At 65.0% G+C, this 17,546-nt stretch carries 17 protein-coding genes; 10 read left to right on the top strand and 7 right to left on the bottom strand.

Features of this window, described 5'->3' with window-relative positions; translation table 11 throughout:
• Positions 1-241: 241 nt before the first annotated feature.
• The 3 genes from BRAGE_RS0117885 to BRAGE_RS48820 all read left to right on the top strand — a co-directional run bounded on the left by BRAGE_RS0117885 (position 242) and on the right by BRAGE_RS48820 (position 5,552).
• Positions 242-2,551 (top strand): NADP-dependent malic enzyme, encoded by a 2,310-nt coding sequence (locus tag BRAGE_RS0117885; RefSeq protein WP_027557642.1) that lies wholly within the window; start codon positions 242-244, stop codon positions 2,549-2,551.
• 363 nt (positions 2,552-2,914) lie between these two features.
• Entirely contained in the window at positions 2,915-3,367 is a 453-nt protein-coding gene (locus BRAGE_RS0117880; RefSeq protein WP_027557643.1) for a DoxX family protein, read from the top strand.
• 163 nt (positions 3,368-3,530) lie between these two features.
• Complete coding sequence (locus BRAGE_RS48820; RefSeq protein WP_051377927.1) at positions 3,531-5,552, top strand: tetratricopeptide repeat protein; 2,022 nt, start codon at positions 3,531-3,533, stop codon at positions 5,550-5,552.
• Positions 5,553-5,644: 92 nt separating this feature from the next.
• Here BRAGE_RS48820 and BRAGE_RS0117870 read toward each other — a convergent pair whose 3' ends face one another.
• The 4 genes from BRAGE_RS0117870 to BRAGE_RS0117855 all read right to left on the bottom strand — a co-directional run bounded on the left by BRAGE_RS0117870 (position 5,645) and on the right by BRAGE_RS0117855 (position 9,746).
• The gene (locus tag BRAGE_RS0117870; protein WP_027557644.1) at positions 5,645-6,208 is read right to left on the bottom strand and encodes a dihydrofolate reductase; all 564 of its coding nucleotides are present in this window, start codon (positions 6,206-6,208) and stop codon (positions 5,645-5,647) included.
• A gap of 7 nt (positions 6,209-6,215) precedes the next feature.
• Positions 6,216-7,229, bottom strand: coding sequence for a polysaccharide deacetylase family protein (locus BRAGE_RS0117865; protein ID WP_027557645.1), 1,014 nt, complete (start codon positions 7,227-7,229; stop codon positions 6,216-6,218).
• 165 nt (positions 7,230-7,394) lie between these two features.
• On the bottom strand, positions 7,395-7,964 hold the full coding sequence (locus BRAGE_RS0117860; RefSeq protein ID WP_027557646.1) for a glutathione peroxidase: 570 nt from the start codon (positions 7,962-7,964) through the stop codon (positions 7,395-7,397).
• Between the two features lie 96 nt (positions 7,965-8,060).
• Positions 8,061-9,746: a L,D-transpeptidase gene (locus tag BRAGE_RS0117855; RefSeq protein WP_027557647.1), complete on the bottom strand. Its 1,686-nt coding sequence runs from the start codon at positions 9,744-9,746 to the stop codon at positions 8,061-8,063.
• Positions 9,747-9,954: 208 nt separating this feature from the next.
• On the opposite strand from BRAGE_RS0117855, the gene BRAGE_RS0117850 reads away from it, so the two are divergent.
• Positions 9,955-10,503, top strand: a complete 549-nt coding sequence (locus BRAGE_RS0117850) for a CreA family protein (RefSeq protein ID WP_027557648.1) — start codon at positions 9,955-9,957, stop codon at positions 10,501-10,503.
• An 11-nt stretch (positions 10,504-10,514) separates the two neighbouring features.
• On the opposite strand, the gene BRAGE_RS0117845 is transcribed toward BRAGE_RS0117850, so the two are convergent.
• Positions 10,515-10,718 carry a hypothetical protein gene (locus tag BRAGE_RS0117845; RefSeq protein ID WP_027557649.1) on the bottom strand — a complete coding sequence of 68 codons (204 nt, stop codon included), beginning with the start codon at positions 10,716-10,718 and terminating at the stop codon, positions 10,515-10,517.
• A gap of 416 nt (positions 10,719-11,134) precedes the next feature.
• On the opposite strand from BRAGE_RS0117845, the gene BRAGE_RS55915 reads away from it, so the two are divergent.
• The gene (locus BRAGE_RS55915) at positions 11,135-11,296 is read left to right on the top strand and encodes a hypothetical protein (protein WP_167336512.1); all 162 of its coding nucleotides are present in this window, start codon (positions 11,135-11,137) and stop codon (positions 11,294-11,296) included.
• Between the two features lie 34 nt (positions 11,297-11,330).
• A complete protein-coding gene (locus BRAGE_RS0117835; RefSeq protein WP_027557650.1) occupies positions 11,331-11,696 on the top strand; it encodes a hypothetical protein in 366 nt (121 codons plus the stop codon).
• Positions 11,697-11,700: 4 nt separating this feature from the next.
• Here BRAGE_RS0117835 and BRAGE_RS0117830 read toward each other — a convergent pair whose 3' ends face one another.
• Together BRAGE_RS0117830 and BRAGE_RS0117825 are read right to left on the bottom strand one after the other, a co-directional pair.
• The gene (locus BRAGE_RS0117830; protein WP_027557651.1) at positions 11,701-11,946 is read right to left on the bottom strand and encodes a DUF6719 family protein; all 246 of its coding nucleotides are present in this window, start codon (positions 11,944-11,946) and stop codon (positions 11,701-11,703) included.
• A 67-nt stretch (positions 11,947-12,013) separates the two neighbouring features.
• Complete coding sequence (locus tag BRAGE_RS0117825; RefSeq protein WP_027557652.1) at positions 12,014-13,483, bottom strand: PLP-dependent aminotransferase family protein; 1,470 nt, start codon at positions 13,481-13,483, stop codon at positions 12,014-12,016.
• 75 nt (positions 13,484-13,558) lie between these two features.
• Between BRAGE_RS0117825 and BRAGE_RS0117820 the strand changes: the two genes are divergently transcribed.
• From BRAGE_RS0117820 to kynA, 4 genes are all read left to right on the top strand, one after another.
• Complete coding sequence (locus tag BRAGE_RS0117820) at positions 13,559-14,284, top strand: pyridoxamine 5'-phosphate oxidase family protein (RefSeq protein WP_027557653.1); 726 nt, start codon at positions 13,559-13,561, stop codon at positions 14,282-14,284.
• A gap of 52 nt (positions 14,285-14,336) precedes the next feature.
• A complete protein-coding gene (locus BRAGE_RS0117815; protein ID WP_027557654.1) occupies positions 14,337-15,614 on the top strand; it encodes an ArgE/DapE family deacylase in 1,278 nt (425 codons plus the stop codon).
• Between the two features lie 245 nt (positions 15,615-15,859).
• Positions 15,860-16,669, top strand: coding sequence for an alpha/beta hydrolase (locus BRAGE_RS0117810; RefSeq protein WP_027557655.1), 810 nt, complete (start codon positions 15,860-15,862; stop codon positions 16,667-16,669).
• Between the two features lie 37 nt (positions 16,670-16,706).
• Positions 16,707-17,546: a tryptophan 2,3-dioxygenase gene (gene kynA, locus BRAGE_RS0117805; protein WP_027557656.1), complete on the top strand. Its 840-nt coding sequence runs from the start codon at positions 16,707-16,709 to the stop codon at positions 17,544-17,546.

The raw sequence follows: 17,546 nt of genomic DNA, 5'->3' as shown, positions 1-17,546 counted from the left end.
GCTCCAGTTGCTCGTTTTGCAGCGCGCAACCTGCCATATTCGGGAAACGCTGCACGGTCCAGGGAAAGCTAGCGCTATCAGATATTTGACCATGCGCCCTGTTGATGGGGGCGCAATCGGATGTTGCCACCGGGGCTTCGGCCGTGCTTCATCCCGTTTCCATGACCCGGAAATACCGTCCGCTTGGGCGGCAGCTCCAGATCGTGCATTCTGAGGCCGGTAACGCGAGGCGAGACACCGCATGTCGTCCTATTCTGAAGATCTCCACCAGGCGGCGCTCGCCTATCATCGTCTGCCGCGCCCCGGAAAGCTCGAGATCCAGGCAAGCAAGCCGCTTGCCAACCAGCGCGACCTCGCGCTGGCCTATTCTCCGGGCGTCGCCGCCGCCTGCACCGAGATCGCCAAGAACCCGGCCGAAGCCGCTTCGCTCACCACCCGCGCCAACCTGGTCGCCGTGGTCTCGAACGGCACCGCGGTGCTCGGCCTCGGCAATATCGGCCCGCTGGCGTCCAAGCCGGTGATGGAAGGCAAGGCGGTCCTGTTCAAGAAGTTCGCCGGCATCGACGTGTTCGACATCGAGATCGCCGCCGACACCATCGACCGCGTGGTCGAGACCGTGGCCGCGCTCGAGCCGACCTTCGGCGGCATCAATCTGGAAGACATCCGCGGACCGGAATGCTTCGAGATCGAGAGCCGGCTGAAGGAGCGCATGAAGATTCCGGTCTTCCATGACGACCAGCACGGCACCGCCATCATCGTCGCCGCCGCCATCACCAACGGTCTCCGCCTGAACGGCAAGAAGCTGTCCGACGTCAAGATCGTGGCGTCGGGGGCAGGGGCGGCCGCGATCGCGACGCTCAACCTGCTGGTGTCGATGGGTGCGCAGCGCAAGAACATCTGGGTCTGCGACATCGACGGCCTGGTCTATGACGGCCGCAACACGCAGATGGACCGCTGGAAGGCGGTCTATGCCCAGAAGACCGACAAGCGCACGCTCGCCGACGTCATCGGCGGCGCGGACATCTTCATCGGCCTCTCGGCGCCCGGCGTGCTCAAGCCGGAGATGGCCCAGGCGATGGGCGACAAGCCGCTGATCATGGCCCTCGCCAATCCGACACCGGAGATCATGCCGGAGGAGGCGCGCAAGGTACGCCCGGACGCGATGATCTGCACCGGCCGCTCGGACTATCCGAACCAGGTCAACAACGTCCTCTGCTTTCCCTTCATCTTCCGCGGCGCGCTCGACGTCGGCGCCAGCGCGATCAACGAGGAGATGAAGCACGCCGCGGTCGAAGCCATCGCGCAGCTGGCGCGCGAGGCGCCGTCGGACGCGGTCGCGCAGGGCTTTGACACCGGCGAGACGCAAGGGTTCGGCCCGGGCTCGCTGATCCCGAGCCCCTTCGACCCGCGCCTGATCCTGCGCATCGCGCCGGCGGTGGCGAAGGCGGCGATGGAGTCGGGCGTCGCGACGCGCCCCATCACCAATTTCGACGAATACACCGCGCTGCTCGAGCGCTTCGCCTTCCGCTCCGGCCTCGTCATGAAGCCGATGTTCGCCAAGGCCAAGACCCAGCCGGTGCGCGTGATCTACGCCGAAGGCGAGGACGAGCGCGTGCTGCGCGCCACGCAAGTGGTGCTGGAGGAGAAGCTGGCGCGGCCGATCCTGGTCGGACGTCCCTCGGTGGTGGAGGCGCGCATCAAGCGCTTCGGCCTGTCGATCAAGGCCGGCAAGGATTTCGACCTCGTCAATCCCGAGGACGATCCGCGCTACCGCTCCTATGTGCAGTCCTATGTCGAGGTCGCCGGCCGCCGTGGCGTGACGCCGGATGCGGCGCGCACGGTGGTGCGCACCAACAACACGGTCATCGCCGCGCTCGCGGTGACGCGCGGCGAGGCGGATGCCATGCTGTGCGGCGTCGAGGGCCGCTACATGCACCATCTGCGTCACGTCCGCGAGATCGTCGGCTTCGCGGCCGGGGTCAGCGACTATGCGGCGCTGGCGCTGCTGATCACCACCAAGGGCGCGTTCTTCATCGCGGACACCCAGGTGCGGCCCAATCCGGGCGCGGAGGAGCTTGCCGAGATCGCCTCGCTCGCGGCGGTCCACGTCCAGCGCTTCAACATCAAGCCGAAGATCGCCTTCGTCTCGCATTCGGATTTCGGCAGCTACGACACCGACTCCTCGCGCAAGATGCGCCGGGCGACCCAGCTCTTGAAGGAGAAGCATCCGGAGATCGAGGCCGACGGCGAGATGCAGGGCGACACGGCACTCTCGGCTGCAGCGCGAAAAATGGTACTGCCGCACTCCAAGCTCGAGGGCGAGGCCAACATCATGATCATGCCGAGTCTCGACACCGCCAACGTCGCCTATCAAATGATCAAGTCGCTGGCGGACGCACTGCCCGTCGGCCCGATCCTGATCGGCCCGGCGCGGCCCGCCCATATCCTCACCCCCTCGGTGACGGCGCGCGGTATCCTGAACATGACCGCGGTCGCCGTGGTGGAAGCGCAGGAGCGTGCGTCGCGGCAGCAGCCGACTTTGTTTACGTAGGCGCGCGACTGCGCGCCGTTCTTACCCTCTCCCCTTGCGGGAGAGGGTGGATCGCCGCGGAGCGGCGAGACGGGTGAGGGGTTTCTCTCCGCGAGTACCTTTCACGATTGGATCCGCGGATAGATACCCCTCATCCGGCGCCGTAGCCGAAGCCTCGCTTCGGCGTTCTTAAGAACGGCGGCCAAAGGCCGCTTACGCCACCTTCTCCCGCAAGGGGAGAAGGGGCAACGTCCGCGCCGCCAACTTTGAATTACTTTCAGTTTTCCATTTCCCCGTTTGTAAACCGGCGCACGACTCTTCATAATCGCCGGGCGCGTTCGTCCAAATTCCGATTTTCAATAAGCCTGAGCCAAGAGGCCGATCATGCCAGCGTTCGTGACTTTCGGGCGGATCCTGTTCGCCGTACTGTTCATCTACACGGGCGCGACCAAGCTCTTTGCGATCCAGGCAACGGCGGACTTCATCGCCAGCAAGATCGTGGTGCCCGAGGCGATCGAGCCCTACGCCAAGCAGATCGAGACGGCGACCGCGATGACCACGCCGCAGCTGCTGGCGATCGCGGTGGGCGGGCTCGAGATCATCGCGGGCCTGATGATCGCGCTGAATTTCGGCGCACGCTTCTTCGCGATGCTGATGATCATCTACATCGCAGTCTCGACCTACCTGTCCGCCGATTTCTGGAATCTCGCAGCGCCCGACAACGCCAAGATGGTGGTCGACGCGCTGAAGAATCTCGCGATCATCGGCGCGCTCTGCATGATCATCGGCTACGGCCGCACCACGCGCCCGGCCGAGTCCGCCTACGGGGACGTCTAGGCTCGCAGGTCGCACGCGACGGGCCCAGCTTCACGCAAGGTCGCTGCCGCAGAATGGCGGGGAGCGAGGTGTGAGGCAGATTCGAGGAATCCTCAGCATTCAAATGCACGAAGGGGCATCTGCCTCGCACCTCTCGTAATCTCATCGATGAGGGCCCATCGCAATGTATGCTGAAGCGTCGTCGGGTTCCGTGTCATTCGAGGCCGCTCTGGCGCACCATCGCGCAGGCCGCTTGCCGCAAGCAGAGGCGATCTATCGGCAGATCCTGGCATCCCAGCCGGATCATGCCGACTGTCTGCACCTGCTGGGAGTTGCCTTGCTCCAGGCAGGCCACCCCGACAGGGCGCTCGATGTCATCATCCGCGTCGTCAAGCTTCAGCCTTCCAACAGCGTCCATCACAGCAACATGGCTGGCGCTCTGCGCGCTCTGGGACGAAGGGACGAGGCCATCGCGAGCTACCGGCAAGCGCTGCAGCTCAAGCCCGACAATTTGGATGCGCACAATCAGCTCGGCGCCCTGCTGGGCGAGTGCGGGGACGTCGCGGGCGCGGAGGCCCATTATCGGTTCGTGCTGCGGCATCCCGCTGGCCTCGACCGCAACCTCGCCCGTGCTCAGGTCGATGCCCGTTTCAATCTCGCCAATCTGCTGGCGAAGCGGAAGCAGTTCGATGATGCGGTCGGCGAGTTTCGCCATGTGCTGCGGCAGCGCCCGGATTTTGCGGCGGCCCATTGCAACCTTGGAGCGGTGCTGTTCGAGCTGTCCGCTTTCGAGGAATGCGAGCGTTGTTATCGTGAGGCCCTGCGCCTCGACCCGGCATTCGCGGATGTCCATAACAATCTTGGTGGTCTTCTTATCAAGCTCGGCCGTCTTGACGAGGCGGAGGTGAATCTTCGCGAAGCCTGCAAGCTCAAGCCGGCTTTCCCCGGGGCCCTGAACAATCTCGGTGACCTGCTGCGACTGCAGGGGCGGCTGGACGAGGCGGAAGCCTGCTGCAGGGAAGCTTTGCGTCTGGAGCCGGACTATTTCCCCGCGCAACTGACCCTCGGCAATGCCCTTCGCGAGGCCGGTCGTTTCCAGGACGCAGAGCCGTGCTATCGGGTCGCTCTCGCTCACGATCCGGCCTTGCCGGAGGCGCTCAACAATCTCGGCGCCGTGCTGTTCGATCTTGGACGGCCTGATGAATCCATTCAGACCTTGCGAACGGCGGTGTCGCAAAGGCCGGATTATGCCGACGCGCATTTCAACCTGGCGGCCTCACTGTTGCTGGCCGGCCAGTTCGACGAAGGCTGGCGGGAATATGAGTGGCGGTGGAAGCAGGCGAAGAAAAAGCCGCATCTGCGCGGCTTCAGCCAGCCGCTCTGGGGTGGAGAAGACATCGGTGATCGGGTCCTGCTGCTGCATGCGGAGCAGGGCCTGGGCGACACGCTCCAGTTCGTTCGCTTCGTGCCGGCCATTGCGGCGAAGTGGCGGGTCGTTCTCGAGGTTCAGCGGGCGCTGCTGCCGCTCCTTGCGCCGCTCTTGGCGGAGCTGCCGGGACTTCAAAGCATCGTCGCGCTCGGCGATCCGCTGCCGACGTTCGATCTGCATTGCCCGCTGTTGAGCTTGCCGCGCGCCCTTGGCACCACCCTGGAAACCATCCCGCGAGAGGTACCCTATCTGCAGGCCGCCCCGCAAAGCGCGGCGGCCTGGCGGCAGCGAGTCGGGCAGCTCGACGGCCTCAGGGTCGGCCTCGTCTGGGCAGGCAATCAGACGATGAGCGGTGATCAGCGCCGATCGGTTTCGCTCGATCGATTTTCAGAGCTGGCGGATCTGCCGGGGGTGAGTTTCGTCTCGTTGCAGAAGGGGCCGGCGGCGAGCCAGTCGCCGCCGACTGGTCTGGTCCTGCACGATTGGACGGATGATCTCCACGACTTCGGTGAGACCGCCGGGCTGATCGAGGCACTCGACCTGGTCATCGGTGTTGATACTGCGGTGGTGCATCTTGCGGGTGCGCTTGGCCGCCCTGTCTGGCTGCTCAATCGCTTCGACCGGTGCTGGCGCTGGCTGCTGAACCGCGACGACAGCCCCTGGTATCCGACGCTCCGGCAATTCCGGCAGCCTCAACCCGGCGATTGGCGCAGCGTCCTCCAGGACGTGCGCGCTGAACTCGAGAAGGGCAGTTTGACCCGATCGAGCGCCCGGTAGCGCCACGAGCGAAGCCCGATATCCGCGGCAGGAACGAGAGATATGTACCTGTATCAAGGCACCGGTACTGTGCATGGGGTTGTTTTGGGAGTCTAGTTCGCGCCTCCGGCCCGCCGCCACGGGGTCACGGTCACCTCATGCGCCGCGTCGAGCAGATACGGCGCGCCCGGCTTCATCCCATGCGACGCCAGCACCTCGTGCGGCGTCCGCTCTGGCACGCCGACGAAACACCCTTCACCGCCGGGCAGCCGCACGCGCGGAGCTTCCGACAGCCAGAACGTGTCGTAGCGGTCCATGAACATGTCGAACACGACGGGGCCGCCGATGATCGCGACGGTGCCGGAGGCGACGTCGGCGAAGGCGCAGGCCTCCTCGAAGCTCGCATGCTCCGGATTCCACAGCGTCGCGTTCGGCATCTCCGGATCGACGGTGAGTGCCTTGATCTTGCGGGTGAGGATCAGCCGCTTCCGCTTCGGCGAGTTCGGCTGCTGCTCGTGCGAGTGCCCGCCGTGCACGATGATCGCGGCGCGATCGAGCGCCTGCTCGAAAAAGCGCTTGTCGCCTTCGAACACCAGCGTTGAGGGCATGATGTGCGACGGATCGGCAAGCATGCCGTCCGCCGAGATGATGACGTAGCCTTCGAAACGGAAAGACAAGTGCAGGCTATTCGGAAACGGTCGTCACCACGGAATTGACCGGGCGCTGGCTCACTGTCGGCAGCTTGACGTCCTTCATCAGCTCCTGGTCGTATTCCGGCAGCGTCGAGGCCGGGAATTTGGCGCGCATCGCCACCACCTTGTAGCCGCCGGCCTTCAGGCGCTTGAGCAGCTCGGGCAGGGCTTCCGCGGTGTGCTTCTGGAAGTCGTGCATCAGGATGATGCCCTTGCCCTTGCCCTCGAGCTTCTTCATCACGGTCTCGATCACCTTCTCGGGCTTGGACGCCTTGAAGTCGAAGGAGTCGATGTCGCAGGAGAAGATCGCCATGTTGCGGTTGCCGAGATAGGTGACCATCTCCGGCGGATGCTGGAGTGCCGGGAAACGGAAGAACGGCGAGGGCGAGATGCCGCCGAGCGCCCACTTCACTGCGGACAGGCCCTTCTCGATTTCTTCCTTGCGCTGCGCTTCCGTCAGCTTCTTGTTGTTGAGATTGGCGTGCGACCAGGTGTGGCTGCCCACGGTGTGCCCGGCTGCATAGACCTGCTTGAGGATCTCCGGCTCGTAGGTCGCGTGCTTGCCGATCGAGAAGAAGATGCCGGTGGTGCATTCATCGGCGAGCGCCTTCAGCACGGCGGGCGTGTTCTTCGGCCAGGGGCCATCGTCGAAGGTCAGGACCACCTCGTGGTCGCGCAGGAAGTCGAGCTCCTTGAAGTGCTCGAAGCCGAATCCGGGACCACCGGTGGTGTCGATCTCGACGGTGCGGGCGACCCCGAGCGCGCCCGGCGTGTTGCAGGCCGCGCGCGCCGGCTGCGGCGCCTGTTGCGGCGGGGGCGGATTGACGAAGCCTGCCGGCGCTGCGGCTGCCGCGGGAGCAGCTGCCGGAGCTGCAGCAGCGGGCGCCGCCGCCGGTGCGGCTTGCGTCGCGGCTGCGGGCTTCGCGGCCGGGGTCTGCGACCATGCCGCGCCCGTCATTGCAAGAGACATCGCGCTTGCCAAAATCAGTCCTGCCGCCACACGCATGGTGTTGTCCTCGAGATTGATCCCGTTGTTCCGCCGCGGCTTTTAGCCTCCGGCAAAACCCATCCTGCCCCAAACGATCCTAGCCTAGATGGTGGGCCATCGCCATTGCAACGGCTGTTTGGCGCCCCGCCACAATTGTGCCCAGCCGGATTGCGGCGCGGCGCCTCAACTGTCAGCCAGTGCCTTCGCGATGGCCGTCTTGACCCGGGTGTCGGCCGGCTCGACCGCGGATGAAAATACCTCGGCGATATAGCCGTCGCGGCCGATCAGGTATTTGTGGAAGTTCCAGCGCGGAACTTCCCGGGGGCGCGCCTCGGCCGCCCATTTGTAGAACGGATGCGCTTTCGCCCCGACCACAACGGACTTGGCGGTGATCGGGAAGGTCACGCCGTATTGGTGGTGCGCGGTCTCCGTGATCTCGCTGGTGCCGCCGGGCTCCTGTCCGCCGAAATCGTTGGAGGGAACGCCGATCACGGTCAGTCCGCGCCCGCGAAACTCGCTCCAGAGCTCCTGCAGGCCGGCATATTGCGGGGTGTAGCCGCACAGCGAGGCGGTGTTGACCACCAGCAGCGGTTTGCCAGTGAAAGCGGCAAGGCGGATGTCGTCGCCTGACAAGGCAGGGAAGGAAAACGCGTAGGCGGAGATCCGGCTCATGCCGCCGTCGGCGAGCGCGCGGCCTGCCGGCGCGAGCGTGCCTGCCAGCGCCGCGATCAACATCGTCCTGCGGTTCATCATGAGCGGCGTCCCCCGAAATGAATCCGGGCCGGATGTTACTCCGCCGGCGCGAGCGGGCCGCTCAACACCGCGTTATCGGACGTGGCGACGCGCGGGCTAATACAGGCGAACGATGAAGTCGGTGCCTTCGCCGGTCTCGCCCTGGTTGATGCCCTGGTCGGAGACGATGATCGAGCCGCCCGATGTCAGCATCTCGTTGACCTTCGCCATGGTGTCGGCGGGGATCGTGATGCGGTCGAGCGCTTCCGCCGGGCTATCCGGTGTGACCACGGGCTTGGCCGCGACCGGGATCACGGCGGCACCACCCTTGCGGCGCGACACGCGTCCGTCGTCCTCGCGCGCGGCGGCGCGGACCGAGACCGGCAGCGATACCACGGACCAATGCAGCGCATTGGAATCGGTCTTGTCGATCTCGGCGGTGAAGACGTGGGTGCCGAGCGGGCGGTCGCTCGCGGCGATCGTGATCGGCACCTCGAACAGCGGCGCAAAGTTCTGCCGCACGTAGACCTTGGAATCCTTGCGGCTGATGAAGACCGCGATCTGGCCGGCCCGCTTGGGCGCTTCCGGCTTTGCCGCGGGCGCAGGGTCTGCGACCCGCGTCTCATCCTTCTTGGCGTCCGGCGCAGGCGCCGTCGCGGTCACGGCCGCGTCGGGCTTCTTGGCGGTGTCGGCGGCTTCGGCTTTCGCGGGTTTGGACTTTGCAGCTTCGGACTTCGCCGGTTCGGATTTCGGTGCGCTCGCCGGCTCGGTCTTGGTGGCCTCGACCTTGTCCGCGGGCTTTTCGTTGGCGGAGGCCGCGGGCCTGGCTTCGGCACGCGCCGGCTTGGCGGCTTCGTCCGACGGCGGCTTGGCCGCATCAGACGCCTCGGCCATCTTCATCTCGGGTTGGGTGGCCGCTTCGATCTTGTCGGTCGGCGCCCTTGCCTCCTCGCGGGCCGATGCATTGCCGGTCGTCACGTCGGACATCACGGTGTGACCGACCGACGCGCGCAGCTCGAGCGCGCCATCGGCGCTCGCAGTCTTCGTCTCGACCGGCTTTGCTTCAGCGGCCTTGACGTCGGCCGCGCCCTTGTCGGCCTTGTCGCCGGCATTGGTCTGCGGCTCGAGGCTGGCGGCGGGCTGCGGCGGCACGCGCACCGAGGCGAGCAGCGGATGCGAGAAGCTTTGCGGCGACATCTGGCCGGGCGCGACGATGACGCGCGCGCCCATCTTGGTCCAGTTCCACATCTTCACCGCGAATGCCATCGGCATGCGGATGCAACCATGCGAAGCGGGATAACCCGGCAGCACGCCCGCATGCATCGCAACACCGGACCAGGTGATCCGCTGCATGTACGGCATCGGCGCGCCGCTATAGATGTTGGAGTGGTGGAATTTGTGCTTCTGGATGACGCTGAACACACCCATCGGCGTCGAGTGGCCCTTCATGCCGGTCGACACCGGCGATTCCGCGAACACGCCGTTGCTGTCGTAGATGGTCACCTTCTGCCGGTCGATCGAGACGACGATGACGAGCGGCCCTTGCGGCTTCGTGCCGGCTTCCTTCTCGGCGACGAGTCCTTTTTTCTTGCTCGAGACGCCCTGCTTTTGCGGCTTCTGGCGCGAGATTTCGGGATGCCGCTCCTGCCGGGCGTAATAGGATCCGTCAGAATAATCCGTCCAATAATAAAACGCTGCGTCCGCCCGGCTGGTCGTGCCGAACGCACCCGCCGCCGCCAAAATGGCGACCCGCCACAGCCGCGCCGGCTTGGTAGAGAAACCGGACCCGTTCACGCTGTTCATCCTCGAATCCACAATCCAAATCAGACATTAGTCTCGCAGAGGGGTCATGCGTTCACCAGCGCGGCGGTTCCGCGGTCCGCTACTTTTGTCCAAGACGTAGCAAAAAAGCCTCACAGAGCGGTAAACGGCGGCCGGGCCTGGCGGGCCGTCGTCTTCCTGTCCGCCTGCCGCGCCCCTACATTGCGGGGACTTGTTACCGGAGAACTTCATGTCATCTCGTTTCCCCGGTCTTTCCGGCATCCGCTTGAAGGGCCTCGCTTTATTCCTCCTGGCTTTGGCTCTGCCGGCCACTTCCGCATCCGCCGCCGATGAGCCTGATCTGATCTTCCGCCGCTCCACCGTGTTCAAATGGATGAGCCCGAACGACAAGCTCGCGACCTATGGCCTGGACGATCCCGAAGTCGAGGGCGTGGCCTGTCACTTTACCGTGCCGGAGAAGGGCGGCTTCAAGGGGTGGCTGGGCCTGGCCGAGGAGGTCTCGGACATCTCGCTGGCCTGCCGCCAGGTCGGACCGATCAAGTTCAAGAACAAGATGGAGCAGGGCGACGACATGTTCCGCCAGCGCCGCTCGCTGTTCTTCAAGAAGATGCAGATCGTGCGCGGCTGCGACGCCAAGCGCAACGTGCTGGTCTACATGGTCTATTCGGACAAGCTGATCGAGGGCTCGCCGAAAAACTCGACCTCGACGGTGCCGATCATGCCGTGGGGACCGGCCGACGCCAACGTCCAGAAGTGCGGCGAGTTCTTCACTCAGTGACGTAGTTGTGTTCACCCGGTGACGGTGGCGCGGCTGGATTGCGGTCGCACGAGGTGCGAGCCGGTCAGCCGCACGAACGCTTGCGGCGCGGCGTCATAGCCGCGGCCTGACTGGAGCGACATCGCGCCGACGGAAGCGACGCTGTTGCGCATGGATTGTTGCTCGGCGCGGCCCGTCTCTGCGTCGCGCGCCGCTGCGCGATCTTGCGCCATCATGATGGCCATCCCTCACGTGATTGCGCCCGGTGTACCGGGCGTCCTGGTTTCGATGGCTTGGGTCGCTGCCGATGCGTCTCGCGTTCGACTTGGCCCAGCCTTCGTTCGGGCTTCTCTTCAGCAGAAAAACGTAAAATGCATGTGAAGTGCGGAAGGCACGGGCGTGACGGCGTGCGGTGCGTGGCATCCCTACCGGTGTGGACGGTGCTTGCGAATCGGCTTTGAGCGGCCGGGCGAGCCATCTGAAAAGATTGGGATTTTCCGCCGAATGTTTCGTCGCTCCGGCCGCGACGAAACAATTATCACGAAGACGAAACCATTTTCCGCTTTTGGCGCATCACGCGCGAAACGACGCATGGTTATCAGCGTCCCAACGACGACGACGGACCGCCGGCCATCGAATGGGACAGACGATCATGCGCGCACTCAGCTTCATCCTTGCTTTTGGTTTCGTGCTCGCGGGTTCCTCGTTTGCGGGTACGCCGGACGGCAACCTGCCCGGCGTCGGAACCTTCCAGTACAGCGGCTCGCCCATCACTCCGGCCCCGCAGCCGATCGTGGTCGCCGCGCGCTTCTGATCGCCTTCAAGAACATCAGCTGATGAAGGCCATTATGATTGCTCGTTTCTGCGTCGCCGCATTCGTAGCTGTTCTGACGATCAGCGCTGCCCAGGCGCAGGTGCGCGCTCCATCAAGGCTACCGGATCCCCGCAGCGAATTCGTGCGCCAGTGTGCGCCGCGCATGCTCGGGCGCTGGGAGCATCCGGAGGAGGTGTGCGGCTGCCTGCATGATCATGCCGCCGCCGCCGTCGAGGACCGCGATTTGCGCGAGGCGCTGCTGCGCGGCATCAGTGAAACCGGCGTGCCGACGATCGAGACCGATTGGGTGCCGGCGTCCAAGCAGAGCGAGATCGGCCCGACCTTCACCAAGATCGCCAAGCCGACCCTTCAGTGCATGTTCGATCCGGCGAAATCCTGATCCGCTATTTCGATTTCGGACCATAGCGCGGCACGCAGGTGGCGGTCCGCGCCACGCCCTTGTCGGTCATCTTCGAGCCCCGCACTTCCTTGACCTGTCCGGCGGGGCAAGTTCCGTCGTCCACCTGCACGCGTTGGCCGAGCTTGAGATCGGTGATGTCCTGCTCGCGTCCGACGGTGACGGCATGCGCCGTCGTCACGAGCGCGGCGGAGATCAGGAGCGAGAGGCAGGCTGCACGGTAGAGAGGCATGATGAGAGGTCCCGGCATCGATGCCGCAATGTAGGGACGGGCCCGCGATTCTGATAGTGAACCTTCGTCACGCCCGCCGGGCCGATTTGCTTCTGGCGCGCAAGGCTGCGCGCGATTCCCGCGCCAGCCGCCGGGCAGAGGCGACGAGCTCAGGAACCGCGTGCCCCGAAAATCCCAGCACGAAGCCGGGCAGGGGACGGGCGCGCGAATAGGTGTCGGCGAGCAGCCAGCCTTCCGCACCGGCGGCCTGCTTGGCCTCTGCCGCGACCGACAGATCGACCGCTGGATCGAACCGGGCGACCAGATGTAGTCCTTGCGAGGGCACCGGCACCGACAACGCGCCCTCGGATGTGGCTTCCAACGTCTCGGCCAGCACGTCGCGCGCTTCGCGATAGAGTTTTCGCACCCGCTTCAGGTTTGCGGCGAAGGCGCCGGAATTGAGCATGTCCGCGACCGCGCCTTCCATCAGCGTGCCGGGAAAGCGGTCGAGCGCAGCACGCGCGGCGGCGACGTCAGCGATGAGGCGCTCGGGCAGGGCGCAATAGCCGATGCGCAGGCCCGGAAACAGCGTCTTGGCGAACGTGCCCATGTAGATCACGCGCTGGAGGTGGTCGATGCCGGCGAGCGACATCAGCGGCGCGCCGTCATAGCGGAACTCGCTGTCGTAATCGTCCTCCAGCACGAAGGCGTCGGCTTGCCTCGCCCAGTCCAGCAGCTCGAGCCGCCGCGGCATCGACATCTGCACGCCCAGCGGAAACTGGTGCGATGGCGTCACATAGGCCGCGCGCGCGGACCGCGCTGCGGTACGCCCCTTGGCGACACGCATCCCATGCTCGTCCACGGGAGCGGGGACCGCGCGATAGCCGCAATGCGCGATGGTTTTGCGTGCGGCAGGGTAGCCGGGGTCCTCGCACCAGACCTGATCGCCAGCCTTCAGGATTGCGCTCAACACGATGCGCAGCGCATGCAGCGTACCTGACGTGAGCATGATCTGATCAGGGTCGCAGCGCAGCCCGCGCGCCGACAGCAGATGATCGGCAATCGCCGCGCGCAGCTCGCGGCTGCCGCGGGGATCGCCATAATGCAGATGCTCGGACCCGAAGGCGCGCATGCGCCGGCCGACAAAGGCGCGAAAACGCTGCACCGCGCGCTCGTCGATATGGGTGCAGCCAAGCGCGAACGCTCCTTGCCGGGGCGCCTCGACTACGATCTTCGAACTCTTCGGCTCAGTCGCGCGCGCCGGAATGCGCGCCGCAACGAACGTACCGGAGCCGACGGTCGCCTCGGCAAAGCCGTCGGCGATCAGACGCTCATAGGCGGTGACGACGGCGTTGCGGCGGAAGCCGGTTTGCTTCGCCAGCGTGCGCGATGGTGGCAACGGCTCGCCCGGTTTGACGAGACCGGAGACGATCTTTTCGCACAGCGCCTGGTACAGCCGGTGCGCGGCGGAAGCGCCTGGCGTGATGTGCGCCCCGGTGAGATCGAGCGGCAGCTCGGCTTTGGCGGGCGCAGAGGAATTGGTCGGAATTTTTTGCATGGAATTGGCACTATCGCAGACCAAATCGGCCGCTACAACTCTCCTGGAATTGTTCCAATCCCGACAGGAGCGGCCGTGAGCCAGACCGAAAGCCCAAATTCCTACCCGACGTCGGCGCGCAACCAGGTCAAGCGCCGTCATGACCGCGGCTTCTACGATCACGAGACGGTTCATCGCATCCTGGATTCCTCGATGCTGTGCCACGTCTCCTACGTCATCGACGGCCAGCCCTATTGCACGCCGACCTTCTTCTGGCGCGAGGGCACGAAGCTCTATTGGCACGGCTCGAGCGCCAGCCGCATGCTGCGCAACCAGACCAAAGGCGAGCGCGTCTGCCTGACGGTCGCTCATCTCGACAGCCTCGTGCTGGCGCGGTGCGGCTTCAACCATTCCGCCGACTATCGCGCGGTGATGGCGTTCGGCACGGCCTATCTCGTCACCGACGCGGAAGAGAAGAAGCGGGCGGTGGTCGCCATGGTCGACCGCTTTTTCCCGGATCGCACCGCCACCTTGCGGGCAAGCAACACGCAGGAGATCAAGGCGACGTCCTTCATCGCGATGGAGATCGAGGAAGCCTCGGCCAAGGTCCGCGCCAAGGGGGTTGCCGACGACGACGAGGACTATGCGCTGCCGATCTATGCCGAGCGCATTCCTGTCCGTACCGTGCTCGGCGCGCCGGAACCTTGCCCGCGCCTGCTCGACGGCGTAACGCGCCCTGCGACGCTCAATGGCTATTCGGAAGGCCGGTTGCTCGAAGATGCATTGCGGGATGCTTATTTTGTGGAGTACCCGAACAGCTGAAATCGGCTAGCTTCGCGCTCCCAAGGATCATTGAAATGCCTGGAGTTGCCTGATGAATGCCGAAACGCAGCAAAGGATTCTCGACGCCGTCGACGCCGGCTTCGAAGCCCAGCTTGCGACCACCCGCGATTTCGTCGCGATCCCTTCGACCCGCGGTGCGGAGGGACCGTGCCAGGACATGATCGGCGACCTCCTGCGCGCGCGCGGCTATGAGGTCGACGACTGGCACATCAACGTCGACGATCTCAAGGATCTGCGCGGCTTCGGCCCGATCGAGCACGATTTTTCCAAGGCGCGCAGCGTGGTCGGCACCTATCGTCCCGCGACCGAGGCCGGCAAATCGCTGATCCTCCAGGGACACTGCGACGTGGTGCCGGCTGGACCTTTGGAATTGTGGGACACCCCGCCGTTCTCGCCGGTCATCAAGGACGGCAAGATGTTCGGGCGCGGCGCCTGCGACATGAAGTCCGGCACGATCGGCGCGCTCTATGCGCTGGATGCCATCAAGGCGGCCGGCCTCAAGCCGACGGCCCGGATCCACTTCCAGTCGGTGATCGAGGAGGAGAGCACCGGCGTCGGCGCGCTCTCGACATTGCAGCGTGGCTATCGTGCGGATGCCTGCTTCATTCCGGAGCCGACCGGCGGCAAGATGGTGCGCTCGCAGGTCGGCGTGATCTGGTTTCGCCTGCGCGTGAAGGGCCACCCGACCCATGTTGCCTTTGCCGGCTCGGGCTCGAATGCGATCATGGCGGCCTATCATTTGATCCAGGCGCTGCAGAAGCTCGAGATCGAGTGGAACGAGCGTGCCAAAGCCGATCGGCACTTCAAGACGCTCAACCATCCCATCAACTTCAACCCCGGCATCATCAAGGGCGGCGATTGGGCCTCCAGCGTACCGGCCTGGTGCGACGTCGATTGCCGCATCGCGGTGTTGCCGGGCTGGTCGGTGGCCGATCACCAGAAGGAAATTCTGGCCTGCGTCGCCGCCGCCGCGCGCAACCACCGCTTCCTCGCCAATAATCCACCGGAGGTGGAATGGTCGGGCTTCCTTTCGGAAGGCTATGAACTGACCGACGCCGCCGCGCCGGAAGCCGCGTTCGGCAAGGCCTTCAACAAGGTCTATGGCGGCGCGGTGGAAGACCTCGTCTTCACCGCGCTCACCGACACCCGCTTCTATGGCCTCAATTACGGCATCCCCAGCCTCTGCTTCGGCGCCAGCGGCGGCGAGATGCACGGCTTCAACGAATTCGTCGATCTGGACTCGCTGAAGCAATCGACCAAGGCGATGGCGCTCTTCATCGCGGAATGGTGCGGGGTGGAGAAGGCGTAGGCGCTGCCGCAGCTCTCGTAGGGTGGGCAAAGGCGGATTTGCGCCGTGCCCACCAGTTGTATCCGACATGACCAGGGCGTGGGCACGCTTCGCTTTGCCCACCCTACGACGTCTTGGCTCGAGCGCTCAGTTGCCCGAAGCAATGGCGCGCCCAAATCCTTTAAGCTTAAAAGAAAGACTAGGATGCGGCCTTTAGCGGTGGCAGACTGGCGCCCGGTTCGGTGGACGAGTCCTCGGGAGCAACAATGCGCGATTGGGATGATGCTTACGCCAATTCGGCCCATATCCCGGGCTCCGACAAAATGCCGGCACAATGGGCGGAGCGGGCGGCGGCCTACCGCGCCGGGCTGAAGCATTTTCGCCCTGACATCGTTTACGGCTCCGGCGAGCGCCAACGCCTCGACCTGATCCTGCCCGACGGCGACAGCAAGGGCCTCGTCGTGTTCGTCCATGGCGGCTACTGGATGCGCTTCGACAAATCGACCTGGACGGATCTGGCTGAAGGCGCACGGCACCACGGCTGGACGGTCTGCTTGCCGAGCTACACGCTGACGCCGGCGGCGCGCATCTCCGACATCACCGCAGAGATCACCGCTGCGATTGCGAAAGCGGCTTCGCTTGTCGCAGGACCGATCCGGCTCGCCGGCCATTCCGCCGGCGGCCATCTGGTCACCCGCATGCTGTGCGACGACAGCCGGCTCGAGGGCGCCATCTACAACCGCATCGCCGGCACGCTCTCGATCAGCGGCCTGCACGACCTGCGTCCGCTGCTGAAGACCAAGATGAACGACACGCTGCGCATGACCATGGAGGAGGCGAGCCTCGAAAGCGCCGCGCTGCATCTGCCGCGCGGACATTCGCCTGTGACCGCCTGGGTCGGCGGCAGCGAGCGGCCGGAGTTCATCCGCCAGTCCGATCTGATGGCCAATGTCTGGACCGGGTTCGACGTGCCGACCCGCCTCGTCGTCGATCCCGGGCTGAACCATTTCACCGTGATCGACGGGCTCAAGGACCCGTCGTCGCCGATCACCGCGCGTCTGATCGGCCTCGACTGAGCAAGGGCAGGGATGTGATCGATCGGGAGGGATTGTCATGACGTCCAGCGATTACGATCCTGCAAGCGAAGGCGCCGAGACCGATTTCGCCCGGCGCATGTCCTATGGCGACTACCTGGCGCTCGATGCGATCCTCGGCGCGCAGCATCCGCTCTCGGAAGCGCATGACGAAATGCTGTTCATCATCCAGCACCAGACCACCGAGCTGTGGATGCGTCTCGCCATCCACGAGCTCAGCGCCGCGCGCCGCGCCATCGCCAAAGACGAGGTGCAGCCCGCGATGAAGATGCTGGCGCGGATGTCACGCATCTTCGAGCAGCTCAACAACGCCTGGGACGTGCTGCGCACGATGACACCGAGCGAATACACGCGCTTCCGCTCCCAGCTCGGCCAGTCCTCGGGCTTCCAGTCGCGGCAGTATCGGCTGATCGAGTTTTTGCTGGGCAACCGCAATCACGCCATGCTCAAGCCGCACGCGCACGATGCGGAGACGACGAAGCTGCTTGAGGACGAGCTCGCGACGCCAAGCCTCTATGACGAGGTGTTGCGGCTCGCCGATCGCAATGGGCTGAAGATGCCGGCGGCTGTACTGGCGCGCGACGTCCGCGAAACTCATAGTCTCAACGAAGGCGTGCTTCAGGCCTGGCGGATCGTGTACGAGGCACCGGAGACGCACTGGATGCTCTACGAGCTCGCGGAAAAGCTGGTCGATTTCGAGGACTACTTTCGCCGCTGGCGCTTCAACCATGTCACGACGGTCGAGCGCGTCATCGGCTTCAAGCGCGGCACCGGCGGCACCGGCGGTGTCAGCTATCTCAAGCGCATGCTGGAGGTCGAGCTGTTCCCCGAGCTCTGGCGCGTGCGTACCATTCTCTAG

Origin of the sequence: Bradyrhizobium genosp. SA-4 str. CB756 (assembly GCF_000473125.1) — a bacterium.
GTDB lineage: Bacteria > Pseudomonadota > Alphaproteobacteria > Rhizobiales > Xanthobacteraceae > Bradyrhizobium > Bradyrhizobium arachidis.
Note: the sequence above shows the minus strand (reverse complement) of the source record. Positions and strands in the feature narration are given on the sequence as shown.

Excerpts from the sequence above, each read along its gene's own strand:
- BRAGE_RS0117825 (WP_027557652.1), bottom strand. The coding sequence starts at position 13,483 with ATGCAAAAAATTCCGACCAATTCCTCTGCGCCCGCCAAAGCCGAGCTG.
- BRAGE_RS0117835 (WP_027557650.1), top strand. The coding sequence starts at position 11,331 with ATGATTGCTCGTTTCTGCGTCGCCGCATTCGTAGCTGTTCTGACGATC.
- BRAGE_RS0117810 (WP_027557655.1), top strand. The coding sequence starts at position 15,860 with ATGCGCGATTGGGATGATGCTTACGCCAATTCGGCCCATATCCCGGGC.
- kynA (WP_027557656.1), top strand. The coding sequence starts at position 16,707 with ATGACGTCCAGCGATTACGATCCTGCAAGCGAAGGCGCCGAGACCGAT.
- BRAGE_RS55915 (WP_167336512.1), top strand. The coding sequence starts at position 11,135 with ATGCGCGCACTCAGCTTCATCCTTGCTTTTGGTTTCGTGCTCGCGGGT.
- BRAGE_RS0117850 (WP_027557648.1), top strand. The coding sequence starts at position 9,955 with ATGTCATCTCGTTTCCCCGGTCTTTCCGGCATCCGCTTGAAGGGCCTC.
- BRAGE_RS0117885 (WP_027557642.1), top strand. The coding sequence starts at position 242 with ATGTCGTCCTATTCTGAAGATCTCCACCAGGCGGCGCTCGCCTATCAT.
- BRAGE_RS48820 (WP_051377927.1), top strand. The coding sequence starts at position 3,531 with ATGTATGCTGAAGCGTCGTCGGGTTCCGTGTCATTCGAGGCCGCTCTG.
- BRAGE_RS0117865 (WP_027557645.1), bottom strand. The coding sequence starts at position 7,229 with ATGCGTGTGGCGGCAGGACTGATTTTGGCAAGCGCGATGTCTCTTGCA.
- BRAGE_RS0117855 (WP_027557647.1), bottom strand. The coding sequence starts at position 9,746 with ATGAACAGCGTGAACGGGTCCGGTTTCTCTACCAAGCCGGCGCGGCTG.
- BRAGE_RS0117860 (WP_027557646.1), bottom strand. The coding sequence starts at position 7,964 with ATGATGAACCGCAGGACGATGTTGATCGCGGCGCTGGCAGGCACGCTC.
- BRAGE_RS0117815 (WP_027557654.1), top strand. The coding sequence starts at position 14,337 with ATGAATGCCGAAACGCAGCAAAGGATTCTCGACGCCGTCGACGCCGGC.
- BRAGE_RS0117880 (WP_027557643.1), top strand. The coding sequence starts at position 2,915 with ATGCCAGCGTTCGTGACTTTCGGGCGGATCCTGTTCGCCGTACTGTTC.
- BRAGE_RS0117830 (WP_027557651.1), bottom strand. The coding sequence starts at position 11,946 with ATGCCTCTCTACCGTGCAGCCTGCCTCTCGCTCCTGATCTCCGCCGCG.
- BRAGE_RS0117845 (WP_027557649.1), bottom strand. The coding sequence starts at position 10,718 with ATGATGGCGCAAGATCGCGCAGCGGCGCGCGACGCAGAGACGGGCCGC.